The following is a 13,670-nucleotide window of genomic DNA, read 5'->3' as shown; positions in this document are numbered from 1 at the left end:
TTTTTTATGAAAAAGATTCTGCTCATTCAAACCGGGGGAACCATTGCCATGGAGGGCCAAAAAGATAGCGGTCCAACAATAAATCCCACCAAATGGTCTGATCTGATTAATCAAACTATTCCCGAGCTTTCTGAAATTGCGAATATTGAAACAGAAAGGCTTTTTCTTGAGGATAGTTCAGATATTAATCGCCGGCACTGGACAGAGCTTGCCTCCTACATCCAGCAACATTATGAGCAGTACAATGGGTTCGTCATTCTACACGGTACCGATACGATGGCCTACACGGCCTCTGCCCTTTCTTTTGCTCTGCAAAATATTCAAAAGCCCATTATCTTAACCGGCAGCCAGGTACCGATGAGCAGCATCAGAAGCGATGCACGCCGGAATCTTATTAACTCAATTGAAATGGCAACGATGAATCTGCCGGAAGTTGCTATCTGCTTCAACGACTATGTTTATCGGGGTAACAGGGCTACAAAGATAAGTATTGGAGACTTTGATGCGTTCAGCTCTCCCAACTATCCGCCTCTGGCTGAAATCGGATTACACATTGAGATGAAACCGCACGTCAGAGCCCCTTCCGGGGAACTCAGCTTATCAACTCAATTTTCAGATCAGCTATTCCTTTTAAAGCTATATCCCAATCTTGACCCCGCTTTTTTACAAGAGCTTCCCCTCGACAATATAAGAGCCCTGGTCATAGAGGCTTTTGGCAGTGGTAACTTTCCCATCAGAGGAGATCAAAACCTTCTCCCCTTCTTTGAGCGATGTTTATCAAATGATACCATGTTAATTATTACGTCCCAGGCCGCCTACGATGCCGTGGATTTATCAAATTACAAAAGCGGTCGCCACGCGCTTGAACTGGGGGCCCTCAGTGCGGAGGATATGACTACAGAGGCAACACTCACAAAATTAATGTATCTTCTGGGTAAGCATCCCGATGCAGAGACGGTAACACAACAGTTTCAGAAAAACTTAGCAGGTGAATTAACGTAACTATCATGTTTTTTATCTTTGACGTAGAAACAATTCCCGACTTTGAATTTGTGCGCCATGTTATTGATGAACCTGAAGAAGATGAGGATGAGTTACTTCTTCAGGCAAGCGAAGAGCTGGCTCGAAACTCCTCCGGTTTTCTTCCACCAATGTTCCACCGCATGGTTTCCTGGGTAGGGCTGTGGATAGAAAATAATGGCATGCCCAAACAAAAGGTTTCCTGGCATGGCACCGATGAGCGCCAGGGACTTGAACAACTTTTTGATGCCCTGAGCACCTATAAAGACTTCGGACTAATTCACCATAACGGACGGGGATTTGACCTCCCGCTGCTGACTTATCGGGCAATGAAGCATAGTCTCCAGATGCCCATGCGATTAAATCATTACGATATTAAATACCGCTACAGCAATGACAATGTGGATCTACTGGACGAATTCAGTAACTATGGCGCCAGCTCCTGGCCGAAGCTCAAACATTTGGGCCATCTAATTGATATTCCATTCAAGCAAACGGGGGAAGGAAATGAGGTTCTGGAAATGTACCGGCGTGGAGAACTTCCTGAAATTGAGCACTACTGCTACGAAGATGTTATGGCTACCTACGTTGTTTGGCTGCATCTCAAATATACCGTCGGAGATATTAACAAAGAGCTGTTTGATAATCTGAATAAGAGGGCCATGGGGAAGCTCAAGGAAATTCAGGCCGGATAAAAAAAGCCTTACTAAACCTTTGAAAAGTTTAGTAAGGCTAAATAAACTCCTGATTATCTATTAAATCTTTGTTCCATCGGGTATTACAGAGCGCTTGGGCACAATCACAATACCGTCAACAACATGGTATTCCCCGTAGTCGCCATCCTCAAGATGATCGCCTCCGGCGATACGCACATCATCTCCGATACTACAATTTTTATCAATAATCGCATTACTGATAAAGCAGCGCTGGCCAATTTCCAGAGGAGGATTATCTTCATCACTCTCATCCAACTCTTCCCGCGATTGGAAATAGTCATTACCCATAATGATAGACCGCTCTATCGTGGTTCCTTTCCCAATTCGGGAGCGTATTCCGATAACTGACCGCTCAATGCGGCTGGCTTCAATAAGACATCCCTCTGCCAATACCGAATGATCGAAAGTTGTTCCGGAAAGCTTAGAAGCCGGTAACAATCGCGCCCGGGTATATATAAAGTCCTCATTATCATAGAGGTTAAATTGAGGAAGATCATCGGTCAGAGCCAGATTCGCTTCAAAGAACGATTTGATGGTTCCTATATCTGTCCAATAGCCATCAAATTCAAAACTTTGCACCCGGTAATCGGTTTCTATTGCTTTTGGAATAATCTCTTTCCCAAAATCTGTTGAATCTTCATATTTATCCAAAAGCTCTGTAAGAATCTCTTCTTTGAAAATATAAATTCCCATAGAAGCCAGGTAATTCCGGCCTTCATTGCTAAATTTTTCCGGAACTTCTGACTGCCACTCACTTAATTGTTCTTTATCAGGCTTTTCAATAAACCGCTCTATTGCCCCTTCTTCATCCGTTTTCATAATTCCGAATCCGGTCGCATCCTCAGCATTTACCGGAATAGTCGCAACCGTAAGGTCAGCATCCTTCTCCTCATGTTCGGCAATCATGTCCTGATAGTCCATCTGGTAAAGCTGGTCGCCCGATAAGATAGCCACATGTTTATGATCCTTATTTCGCATGTGATGCATAGACTGTCGAACGGCATCTGCCGTGCCCTGATACCAATTCTTGCTTTCAGGAGTTTGTTCGGCTGCTAAAATATCTACAAAACCACTGCTGAAGACATCAAAGTTGTAGGTATTTTTAATATGTCTATTTAGCGAATGCGAATTAAACTGGGTAAGTACATAAATCCGGCGGATATCGGAATTTAGGCAATTAGAGATAGGGATATCTACCAAACGGTATTTTCCCGCAATAGGAACTGCAGGTTTTGAACGTAATTTTGTAAGCGGAAAAAGACGTGTTCCCTGACCGCCTCCCAATATAAGCGCAATAGTTGATCCTTTCATAAGCAGAAAGTTTGGTTACCTTATTAGTTCATGATACAATTTAATATATTCTTTAGCTGAAGCATTCCAAGAAAAATCGAGATTCATAATTTTTTTACGGGTGCCGGCCATTTTATTTCCCTGTTGATATAAATTTATCCCCCTCTGGATAGCCTCAGCTGCTGCTTCGATTGAAAAATCATGAAACGTTATTCCATATCCATCCGATTTTCCAATATCAACAACTGAATCCTTTAATCCTCCTATATTCCTAACTATGGGGACCGTACCGTAGCGCATAGCATACATTTGGTTCAGTCCACAAGGCTCAACCCGCGAGGGCATTACCATAAAGTCACTACCGGCATAGATTTGATGTGCAAGAGATTCATTATAATCTAAAGTGGCATCAAAGTAACCTACAAACCGATCACTCATAGCCTCAAACTGATAATGCAATGCCCGATCGCCGGTTCCCAACACAACAAAATTGACGCTTTGCGTAGATTCCAGAAATGTCCTGAACAAATCCGGCAACAGATCAGCCCCTTTTTCACGAACCAATCGGCCAATGAAAGAGAAAGTGGGATATTGTGGATCCAAACCGAAATATTCGCAGAGTTCTTTTTTATTTTTCCGCTTTCCCTTTGCAGTTTTCTTTTTATTGTAATGATGGGCAATCATCGGATCGGTGTCGGGATTCCACACTTCTGTATCTATCCCATTGATAATACCCCGTGATTTTTGCTGTTCACTACGAAACAACTCCTCCAAACCATGACTATTATAACTCAATTCTTTCATATAGGAAGGTGAAACGGTCGTTATCCGCCAGCAGGTTTTCAGTCCCGCTGCCAAACAATTAAGCTTGCCATCCCAGTCTAATAATCCACCGTTTTTCGGATCAAAATCGGGAATGAGATGCTGTTTCTCATGACTAAAAACGCCTTGGTACTCCCCATTATGGACCGTTAAGACCGTAGGGATATGCTTTAAATCTCCATATCGATAGCACTGGGAAACCATAAAGGGAATGAGCGCAGAATGATGGTCATGGCAATGAATGACATCCGGCTTTTTATCCATCTGGTTAATCCAGTCGAGCACCCCAACTTGAAAGCTAAGGAAACGCTCGAATTCATCACTGTATGGGACTCCACTCTCTTGATCAACATAAATTCCCGCCCGATCAAATCGGTGAGGTATATCAGTAACATAAAGTGGAAAACCCAGTGTATCTTTTTTCTCTCGCTGAATAGAGAAATCAAACGGCAGGTCTCCAAAGGGCGCCTGAGCTTTTAATTCATTTTTAAAGTTATGATTTGCCATCCACTCATTCCCATACTTGGGCATAATAACAGAAGCATCCACTTCATCAGCCCTTAAATACTTGGGTAAGGAACCTACTACATCAGCAAGTCCTCCTACTTTAGCAACAGGATAGCATTCTGCACTAACATGAATTATTTTCATACAATGAAACTCCTTTTTACATTGGCCGTATGCTATTACGCTGACGCCAAAATTTACGAAATACAAGTTAACTGCAAGTAATCAAAAGTTTACGCTCCAATCAATATCTTTCTTTATGAAGATATTCGCACTAAATTTTCCAAAAACTAACAAACAATATGCCAGTTATAGAGGTTAACAATATCTCCAAATCATTTGGGGAAACACAGGCAGTACAAAAAGTAGACTTTGAAGTCAGGAAGGGACGTATATTCGGCTTATTAGGACCAAACGGCGCCGGCAAAACAACCGCCATTCGTATGATCAACCATATTATCATTCCGGATAGTGGGAGCATTACTATTAATGGTGTAGATGTGAGCCCCCAAACCCAAAAAATGATCGGCTACATGCCTGAAGAACGAGGATTATATAAGAAGATGAAGGTGGGTGAGCAGCTCATTTATCTGGCTCGCTTAAAAGGATTAACGCTGGCAGAGGCAAAGAAAGTAACCCAACACTGGCTGGATCGTTTTGATGCATCGGACTGGTATGACAGGAAGGTTGGAGAGCTTTCAAAAGGTATGTCCCAGAAAGTACAGTTTATTGCTACCATTGCTCACGACCCCGATATCTATATTTTTGATGAACCGTTCAGCGGACTGGATCCCATTAACAGCGAAATGCTTAAAGAGATTGTAATAGAGCTTCGGGAGCGTGGAAAGACGGTGCTTTTTTCGACACATCGTATGGAACAGGTCGAACAGATGTGCGACGATATCTGTCTGTTCAACAAAGGAAAAGCGGTACTTAAAGGAAATCTGCGAGAAATCAAACAGTCCTTCGGCAAAAATACGATCAATATCGAATTTGAGGGAGATCATAATTTTTTAGATAAACTTCAAAATGTCCGCATCAATAATCGTTCTACTAATTTTGCTGAAATTCGGGTGCTTGACGGGCAGAATATGCAGCACATATTACAAAAGGCTATGGAGCACGCCGAAATTTATAAGTTTGAGCGTATGGAACCCTCTCTTACCGAAATATTTATCTCTACCGTAGGAGAAGATAACATCAATCCCAATGAATTAGCCTAACCAATTCAATGAATATTCATCAGATTTTATTAGTTCTAAAACGCGAATATCTAACCAGACTTCGATCTAAAGGTTTTATTGTTGCAACTATTCTCATTCCACTCGGTATGATAGCCTTTATCGGATTTGTAGTAGGAATGGCTGTATGGGAGTCTGAAGCAGAGCATACCATCGGTATTGTTGATCAGACAGAAGTTATTTACCCACGTCTTGAGAAGTTAAATAAGGCGCGATATCAGGATTTTTCGTCCCTCTCCGAGGACTCCCTCCAATCACTGACTCTAAATGAAGCAATAGACGGATATATTATTCTTCAGGAAGAGCATATTAATCTCGAGGAAAGTCCTGAATATGTTTCTAGTGGAGCTGGTGGAATGAGCCTGCAATCCAGTATTCGCGCCGATCTGCGGCAGGTAATCCGAGATGAACGTATTAGCAGGGCTAATGTATCAAAAGACGTGCAACAGGTTTTCCAAACTGAAATTACCCTGACCACCAGCAAGCTAACCGAAGAAGGAGAAGCAAAAGATGATAATACCGGCTTTTTAACGATTGTAGGTGTAGCTATGGGATTTATCATCTTTGGTTCGGTTCTGGGATACGGCGGAATGCTCACCCGAAGCGTCATTGAAGAAAAAACCAATCGCATTATTGAAGTCATTACTTCCTCCGTTAAACCGATAGAATTACTCTTGGGCAAAATGGGTGGCGTTGGTGCCCTGGCCCTTACTCAATTGAGTATCTGGATTGCAGCCCTCTTCGGTATTGGGGCAATGGCCGGGCCGGCAGCCGGCATGCTAATGGGTTCTGATATCATGGCGTCAGCATCTACAGCCGAGGCCGCTCCCATTGATCCCTCTGTGTTTGCTATCCCTGAAATTGAAGCATCCCTTATCATCTATTTTGTCCTCTTCTTTGTACTGGGCTACCTGCTATACAGCTCCCTCTTTGCAGCTGTTGGTTCCGCAGTAGACTCAGAGACCGATACCCAGCAGTTTATGTTTCCGATCATGATTCCCGTGATGATTGCCTATTTTATTATGTTCCAAGCGATGGAAAACCCCGATGGAACTCTTTCCATTGTAGGATCACTGATTCCTTTCTGCACACCCATTGTAATGATCACCCGCATTGCCATCACGGACGTCCCTTTTTGGCAAATTTCCCTATCCATTCTGTTAATGGTTGTGACTTTCGCCGGAACAATGTGGATAAGCGCCAAAATATATAGTGTGGGCATCCTCAGCTATGGGCAAAGCGCCAGTTTTAAAGAGTTAATGAAGTGGATAAAACAATAGTTTTGCCACTAATAATCAGAAATCATTCTATCTCTCTTTGAATAAGATTATACACCCGGGCATCATATTCATCAGGCTGATACTCTTCCAGAAACGATTGGATATCCGAATTTTGATGTTCTAAAAGTCCCCGTACCGCTAAATATCGAATGCGAGGATCGGGGGATTCATTTAAAAACTCTTTAGCCCTGGTCAGCCAATTCTGTGCACTGTCATCATGCTCGATTAAGATCTCAAATGCCTCTGCCCGAACGCTATAGTCATACGAATTTTCCAAAAACTGATCCATTTCCGAAAGAAGATCGGTTTGTCCCATTTTTAGGAGCTGATTTATTGCAGCAAGTGAGCGATGACCTACGGTATCCTGCTGAACAATCTCAGTAAAGAATTGCTGCATTTCCTTTTCTCCAGCGATATCGGACATCACAGCAACGCCTTGCCGAAACAAAGAAGGATCATCAGTGTTGGCAGTCATACTCTTTACCGCTTTTAGGATCTCAGCATTATCCGGGTAATACTTCAAAGCTCCAAGTGCGGCTTTCTGGATTAAAGGATACTCATAATCCAGAGCATTGAGAAACATTTGCTCTGTTCCGGCTGCACCCTGGGTAATTTCAGCCAGTGAAGTCAACAAGGCCGCGTGTACTCTGGGGTCTACCCCGCTTTCCAGCATATCGGTAATGGCCAGCTGGAGGTCAGGATTTTCGGTATGAGTACCCAGATTCCCTGCCGCCTGTACCCGCTGCTCTAAGGTCTCGGAATTTCTCAGTTCATATAGTAGGAAAGAAACGGGTTTGTGCTCCCTGAGCTTTAAGGGAATTCCATCCGGCACCTCCAAACGTAAAGTCCGCATATCGGCCGAGATGGAGATATCTACAGAATCCCGTGCTCCTGTAAAACTTACTTCATCGCTCTCACTGCCGTTTTCGTACACGCGATGAGCCTGTAGTGTCACAATTTCATCAAATACCTCTCTTCCATCCGCCTCAAAGGTAAGCCTTAAGTTCTGACCTGCGCCACCCGTTTGATAATTCACCTCATATACCACCGTATCGGCCACAGATACACTATCTCTGGAGCTATTCTTACCTGTTTTTGTTACTATATTCGGCGCATCAAACATCGGCTGCCCACTCTGCTGATACCAGTGGTTGGCAAAATCTTTCCAGCTTATCACCGGCAGCATTTGATTTAATAAATTGGGATATAATCCTGCGACAACCGCTCCCCACGAACCGCCCTGCCAGCGCTCCCACTGGTTTTGCCAGCCATTCCAATATTCGGGACTATACACATCATAAAGGCTTTGCTCTCCTTTATCAGGACGATCTTTAACTTCAAATATCGAAAGGGAATCATTCAGGGATTCGTAGGCAATGGTCTGATATAACGTAATAATATCTCCGTCTTCCCATTGTGCTGCCCTCTGCCTGGATCCTATCCATTGGCCAATAATACCACGCAGCAGCTGTTGTTTTATATCCCCTGCATTTTCGTATAAGAATATGGTCGAAGCTCCCCACGAGCGGGTCTCCCAATTATGATCTTCCAGAACAATAACATTCAACCTTTCAAACGGAAACTCTGACTGCATCCCCTCTTCTACGGCTTGTAATTCGTCGTAGGCCGTTTGCAATAGTTCCTGCACGACAATTTCATCGGTCAATCCTTCTTCAATAGCTAGGTTAATTCTTTTGATTCCATAGGTAGTGGATGTGCTTTCAAGCTGACCAATAGCAAAAGCCAGATCTGTGGCCGGGATTTCCGTTTCCGACGAGAAGTTATACTGAATGGTACTTTCATTCACTTCATTTTCCCCGGTCTTCCGTCCAGTTGCCCAAACCTGGTAATCGGAGGGAACAGAAATATTAAAAGTGGTTTGCAGCGTAACATGAGGGTTTTCAATGATCGGAACCCAATGACGCTGGGCCTGCGGCAGATAGGAGGTCCAGACCGTTCCATTGCCGTTCTTAAGTAAGCCGAATTGTGAATCCCCGCTATAACGGATGCGAACCTCAAATGACTCTCCATATTCTGCAGAATCGGAAACTGGAATAAATAGGGAGTCATTTTGGAGCTGAAATTCCACATTATTACCATCGACGGTAGTAGATCGAACATCCAGATGGGCCGTATGCACTATCAAGGTATCCGCTCCATCAATATTTGCTTCAAGCTGATAATTAGCAGCTCCTTCAAAACGCAAGTTCTGTGGTTGTATGCCCAAATCCAGCTCTAAATTCATCAACTCAAAATCAAGGCGGGGATGTTCTTCATAATCAAAGGACTGAGCTGTTAAACCGGCCGGACACATCATCAATAAGAAGATCAACGCACAAAAAACACAAATATAATCACAAGTTAATGTAGCTGGATATTCAGTTCTGTTCATAAGATCACTTCAGAATTAAGGTTACCAAATCACTGCTCCATTTCTAAACATAACGTAAAAAATACCAAGACTCTTATACCGCTGGATAAATCTAAGTAAAATATAGTTTTTATGTTCCCTTTCAGTAAATGATTTTAAAAACATTTCTGTTCTTTTGATAGTTCTTTGCTATAAAAAATTTAATCTAAAATATTGGACAGAATTATTATGAAAGCAATGCAAATAACGGAAGCGGGTTCTGATTTTGAACTCGTTGAAAAAGATATTCCAACTCCCTCCGAGAATGAAGTTTTAATTAAAGTACAGGCCTGCGGTATTTGTCACAGTGATGCCTTCGTAAAAGACGGTTTAATGCCAGGTATTGAATATCCCCGCGTACCCGGACATGAAGTCATCGGTACCATTGAACAGCAGGGTGATAATGTTTCGAACTGGAAAGAGGGACAGCGCGTGGGCGTGGGCTGGCACGGCGGACATTGCTACCAGTGCGAGGCGTGCCGAAACGGAGATTTTATTAATTGTGAAAACGGACAGGTAACCGGTATCCACTTCGATGGTGGCTATGCCGAATATCTCACCGCACCAGAAAGCGCCCTGGCAGACATACCCGACTCACTGAATTCTGCCGAAGCAGCTCCACTCCTCTGTGCGGGAATCACCACCTTTAACGCACTGCGGAACAGCAATATTGAACCCGGTGATATCGTAGCCGTTCAGGGAATCGGGGGACTTGGTCACTTGGGTCTACAATATGCGAATAAATTCGGGTGCAAAGTTGTAGCGCTGTCGCGCGGACCTGAAAAGAAAGAACTGGCACTTAAACTCGGTGCTCATAAATATATCGACACCGAAGCCACCGATCCTGCAGAAGAACTGCAAAAGCTTGGCGGTGCGGATGTGCTGCTTGCTACCGCTCCGAACAGTAAAGCCATTTCCTCTGTTATTAACGGATTGGGACGCAATGGTCAGCTAATGGTTGTAGCTGCCACTAACGATCCCATTGAAGTATCTCCTTTTCAGCTTATTATGGGACGAAAATCCATTTCTGGCTGGCCCAGTGGCGATGCCAAAGACTCGGAAGAGACCCTCAGTTTTAGCGCTCTAACCGATGTCACTCCTGAAATTGAGACTTTCCCTCTTGAAAAAGCTAATGAAGCCTACGATAGAATGATTAATAATGAAGCACGTTTCCGAGTCGTGCTGGAAATGTAAAGTACAAACACCCAATAGCTTTGAATTATCAATAGCGCGGGAATTAACTCCCGCGCTATTGTTTTTTAAAAAAGAGATCTAATTAAAAGACTACCTAACTTTTCTTAAAGACCTCTAGTACCTCCGGTATCAATGGGCGACTGGTGGAAAACCCGTTGCCCGACTGAATGGTTTCATTCCCATCCGTATCGCAAAAAACACCACCCGCCTCCTGCAAAACAGTTAGCAGCGGTGCCGCATCCCAGATACTTAACACAGGATCAAACATCAGGTCTGCGCGGCCGGTAGCCACCAGCATATGCCCATAGGCATCGCCCCATGTCCGGTGTATCTGTGTTTCTTCAATCAGCATATCAAAGGCATCACCATAATCAAACTCCTCTGCCGTATAGACATCCGTACTCATAAAACTGGCCTCACCTAAACTATCACAGCTTCGAACTTTGCATTTTTCACCATTCAATCGGGCCCCTTTTCCTTTTGCTGCCTCGCACAATTCATCCAGAGCCGGCGCATAAATTACGCCCACTACCGGTTCATCATCCACTACCACTCCAATAAGTGTCGTATAGAGCGGAACGCCATGAATAAACGATTTCGTACCGTCGATGGGATCCAAAATCCACTGTACGGAACTCCCCTCATTGGACTTACCATGCTCTTCACCGATAATGCCATGATCTGGAAACCGCTCTGCAATGGCCTTGCGCATAATTGACTCCGCCTCCCGGTCCGCAATAGTAACGGGCGAATCATCCGACTTCCGCTCCACCTCAAAAGATTTGTTGAAATAATTAAGCGTATGGTCACCGCCCTTTTTGGCAATTTTAATCGCTAACTTATGGATGGTATCGAGATCAAAATTCATGTGTACATATTGTCTTAGGGTGATTATTTTCAGCTACCCAAATATAGGACTCAGAAATAAGAATGTAGAATAATTATATGACCGAAGCCCAGATATACCAAAGTATTGCCAATGAACTAAACCTTAAATCCAAACAGATTAGCACGGTTGCCGACTTTCTGGATGACGGGGCTACCGTACCTTTCCTAGCCCGCTATCGACAGGAAGCCACCGGCGGCCTCGATGAAGAGGATATCCGCAGCGTGAGAGATAAGCTGGATTTCCATCGCACGCTTGAAGACCGGAAGAAAACCATCCTGAAAACTATTGAAGAGCAGGACGAGCTCACTGATGAGCTCGAAGAAAAAATAAAAAACTGTGAAGACCTAAATACCCTTGAAGACCTGTACCTGCCCTACAAGCCCAAGCGGCGTACTAAAGGCGATATGGCCAAAGAAAAAGGTCTTGAGCCGCTGGCAGAACTTATCTGGGTCCAGGAAACCGAGCAGGGTAATCCCAGGGATCACGCCGCCAAATTTGTGGATGAAGAGCAGGAGGTGCCAACTGCCGAAGACGCTATGGAGGGCGCGTTGGATATCGTAGCGGAATGGATCAATGAATCGGCCGAAGTACGTGAGAAGCTGCGAAGTATTTTCCAGGAACACGCAGTGATCAAAACAGAGAAAAACCCTGCCGTGGAAAAACGTACGAACTTCGAAGATTACTACGAATTCTCTCTCAAAGCGAAATATCTGAAACCCTATCAGATTCTGGCGATCAACCGGGGTGAACGCGAAAACATCCTTTTTGTAGATGTAGAACTGTGGGAAGAGAGAACACTCGAAAATATCGACGATATTGTCATTACGAACGACAGAAGTATCTTTACCCCGCACCTACAGGATGCCGTAGAAGATGCCTATAAGCGGTTGCTGTTTCCTTCTCTCGAACGAGAGCTGCGCAATGACCTTACCGAACGAGCAGACCAGCATGCCATCGAAACCTTTGCTACCAATCTTTCCAATTTGCTCATGCAGCCGCCGCTCGATCACAAAGTGGTCATGGGCATCGACCCTGCCTATCGATCGGGCTGTAAGGTAGCTGTAGTGGACGAGACCGGTAAATATCTGGAGGGAACCACGACCTATCCGACCCCTCCACAAAATAAAGTAGCCGAAGCCGAAAAGGTCTTTGACAAACTAATCGACAAATATAATGTCAACCTGATTGCTATTGGCAACGGTACGGCCAGCCGGGAAACCGAACAGATTGTGGCGGAGTTTATACAAAAACGAAAAGAACGGCATCCCGACGAGGAACTCAATTATCTGATTGTCAATGAAGCAGGAGCCTCGGTCTATTCAGCCTCCAAAACAGCAGCCGAGGAGTTTCCCGACCTCGAAGCAGCACAACGAGGCAATATCTCTATCGCACGACGCGTACAGGATCCGCTGGCCGAACTGGTTAAGATCGATCCCAAATCAATCGGAGTGGGTCTTTATCAACATGATGTAAATCAAAATCAACTGGCCCAGTCGCTGGACGATGTCGTTGAAAGCTGTGTCAATAAAGTAGGGGTAAATTTAAATACAGCCAGTGCTCCTTTGCTTACTCATATATCGGGACTCAGTCGTCGGGTTGCCAAAAACATTGTGAAGCGTCGAGAGGACGAAGGAATTTTTTCCAGCCGGGATGAAATAAAAGATATACGGGGCGTGGGTGAATTTCGTTTCCAGCAGGCCGCCGGATTTATGCGTATACCGGAATCTAAAAACCCGTTGGATAATACGGCCATTCACCCGGAAAGTTATGAGGCAACTGAAAAACTCTGCAACCTTTTCAAGATAGATTTGGACTCCCTGAATAGTCAGGAAAATATTGTTGCTGAAAAACTCAAAAATATTAATAAAAAAGAGGTTGCTGAACAAATTGATGTGGGCGTTCCCACCCTCGAATTGATCATCGAAAATCTGCAAAAACCCGGTCGGGATCCGAGGGCTTCCCTACCCAAACCGGTGCTCCGAAATGACATCATGAAGATGGAAGATCTGAGTGAAGGTCAGGTGGTCGAAGGGACGGTACGCAACGTTGTAGATTTCGGCGCTTTTGTTGATATCGGCGTGAAGCAAGACGGACTTTTACACATCTCAAATATGGCTGACCGCAAGGTAGAAGATCCGCACGAAATTGTATCGGTAGGTGATATTCTAAAACTCAAAATTGTTTCCCTCGATCTGGAAAGGGGACGCATAGGGCTTGCCCTGAAGCAGTAACTTCTTCTGCAATCCTATCTAATTTTCTCCTTTCTTCTTACTGTCTTTCTGGCCGTTAACTCCTTTCGGG

10 protein-coding genes are annotated in these 13,670 nt (G+C 44.2%); 6 read left to right on the top strand and 4 right to left on the bottom strand.

Annotated features, from left to right (window positions below; translation table 11 throughout):
• The first annotated feature begins 6 nt into the window (after positions 1–6).
• Together ABEB05_RS01340 and ABEB05_RS01335 are read left to right on the top strand one after the other, a co-directional pair.
• Positions 7–1,002 carry an asparaginase gene (locus tag ABEB05_RS01340; RefSeq protein WP_265786822.1) on the top strand — a complete coding sequence of 332 codons (996 nt, stop codon included), beginning with the start codon at positions 7–9 and terminating at the stop codon, positions 1,000–1,002.
• Positions 1,003–1,007: 5 nt separating this feature from the next.
• Positions 1,008–1,715: a ribonuclease H-like domain-containing protein gene (locus ABEB05_RS01335; protein WP_265786820.1), complete on the top strand. Its 708-nt coding sequence runs from the start codon at positions 1,008–1,010 to the stop codon at positions 1,713–1,715.
• Positions 1,716–1,775: 60 nt separating this feature from the next.
• On the opposite strand, the gene ABEB05_RS01330 is transcribed toward ABEB05_RS01335, so the two are convergent.
• Complete coding sequence (locus tag ABEB05_RS01330) at positions 1,776–3,047, bottom strand: glucose-1-phosphate adenylyltransferase (protein ID WP_265786818.1); 1,272 nt, start codon at positions 3,045–3,047, stop codon at positions 1,776–1,778.
• Positions 3,048–3,062: 15 nt separating this feature from the next.
• Positions 3,063–4,499, bottom strand: coding sequence for a glycogen synthase (locus ABEB05_RS01325; RefSeq protein ID WP_265786816.1), 1,437 nt, complete (start codon positions 4,497–4,499; stop codon positions 3,063–3,065).
• Positions 4,500–4,657: 158 nt separating this feature from the next.
• Between ABEB05_RS01325 and ABEB05_RS01320 the strand changes: the two genes are divergently transcribed.
• Positions 4,658–5,578: an ABC transporter ATP-binding protein gene (locus tag ABEB05_RS01320; protein ID WP_265786814.1), complete on the top strand. Its 921-nt coding sequence runs from the start codon at positions 4,658–4,660 to the stop codon at positions 5,576–5,578.
• A gap of 8 nt (positions 5,579–5,586) precedes the next feature.
• Positions 5,587–6,876 (top strand): ABC transporter permease, encoded by a 1,290-nt coding sequence (locus tag ABEB05_RS01315; RefSeq protein WP_265786813.1) that lies wholly within the window; start codon positions 5,587–5,589, stop codon positions 6,874–6,876.
• Positions 6,877–6,898: 22 nt separating this feature from the next.
• Here the strand turns inward: ABEB05_RS01315 and ABEB05_RS01310 are convergent, their stop codons facing one another.
• The gene (locus ABEB05_RS01310) at positions 6,899–9,268 is read right to left on the bottom strand and encodes a hypothetical protein (protein WP_265786811.1); all 2,370 of its coding nucleotides are present in this window, start codon (positions 9,266–9,268) and stop codon (positions 6,899–6,901) included.
• Between the two features lie 207 nt (positions 9,269–9,475).
• Here ABEB05_RS01310 and ABEB05_RS01305 point away from each other — a divergent pair, with 207 nt between their 5' ends.
• Positions 9,476–10,480, top strand: a complete 1,005-nt coding sequence (locus tag ABEB05_RS01305) for an alcohol dehydrogenase (RefSeq protein ID WP_265786809.1) — start codon at positions 9,476–9,478, stop codon at positions 10,478–10,480.
• A gap of 94 nt (positions 10,481–10,574) precedes the next feature.
• Here ABEB05_RS01305 and hisN read toward each other — a convergent pair whose 3' ends face one another.
• Positions 10,575–11,348, bottom strand: a complete 774-nt coding sequence (gene hisN, locus ABEB05_RS01300) for a histidinol-phosphatase (protein ID WP_265786807.1) — start codon at positions 11,346–11,348, stop codon at positions 10,575–10,577.
• Between the two features lie 77 nt (positions 11,349–11,425).
• Between hisN and ABEB05_RS01295 the strand changes: the two genes are divergently transcribed.
• Positions 11,426–13,600: a Tex family protein gene (locus ABEB05_RS01295; protein ID WP_265786805.1), complete on the top strand. Its 2,175-nt coding sequence runs from the start codon at positions 11,426–11,428 to the stop codon at positions 13,598–13,600.
• Positions 13,601–13,670: the final 70 nt, after the last annotated feature.

It is taken from the genome of Fodinibius salicampi, from assembly GCF_039545095.1.
In the GTDB taxonomy this organism is placed as follows: Bacteria; Bacteroidota; Rhodothermia; order Balneolales; family Balneolaceae; genus Fodinibius; species Fodinibius salicampi.
This window is presented reverse-complemented; position numbering and strand designations above follow the sequence as displayed.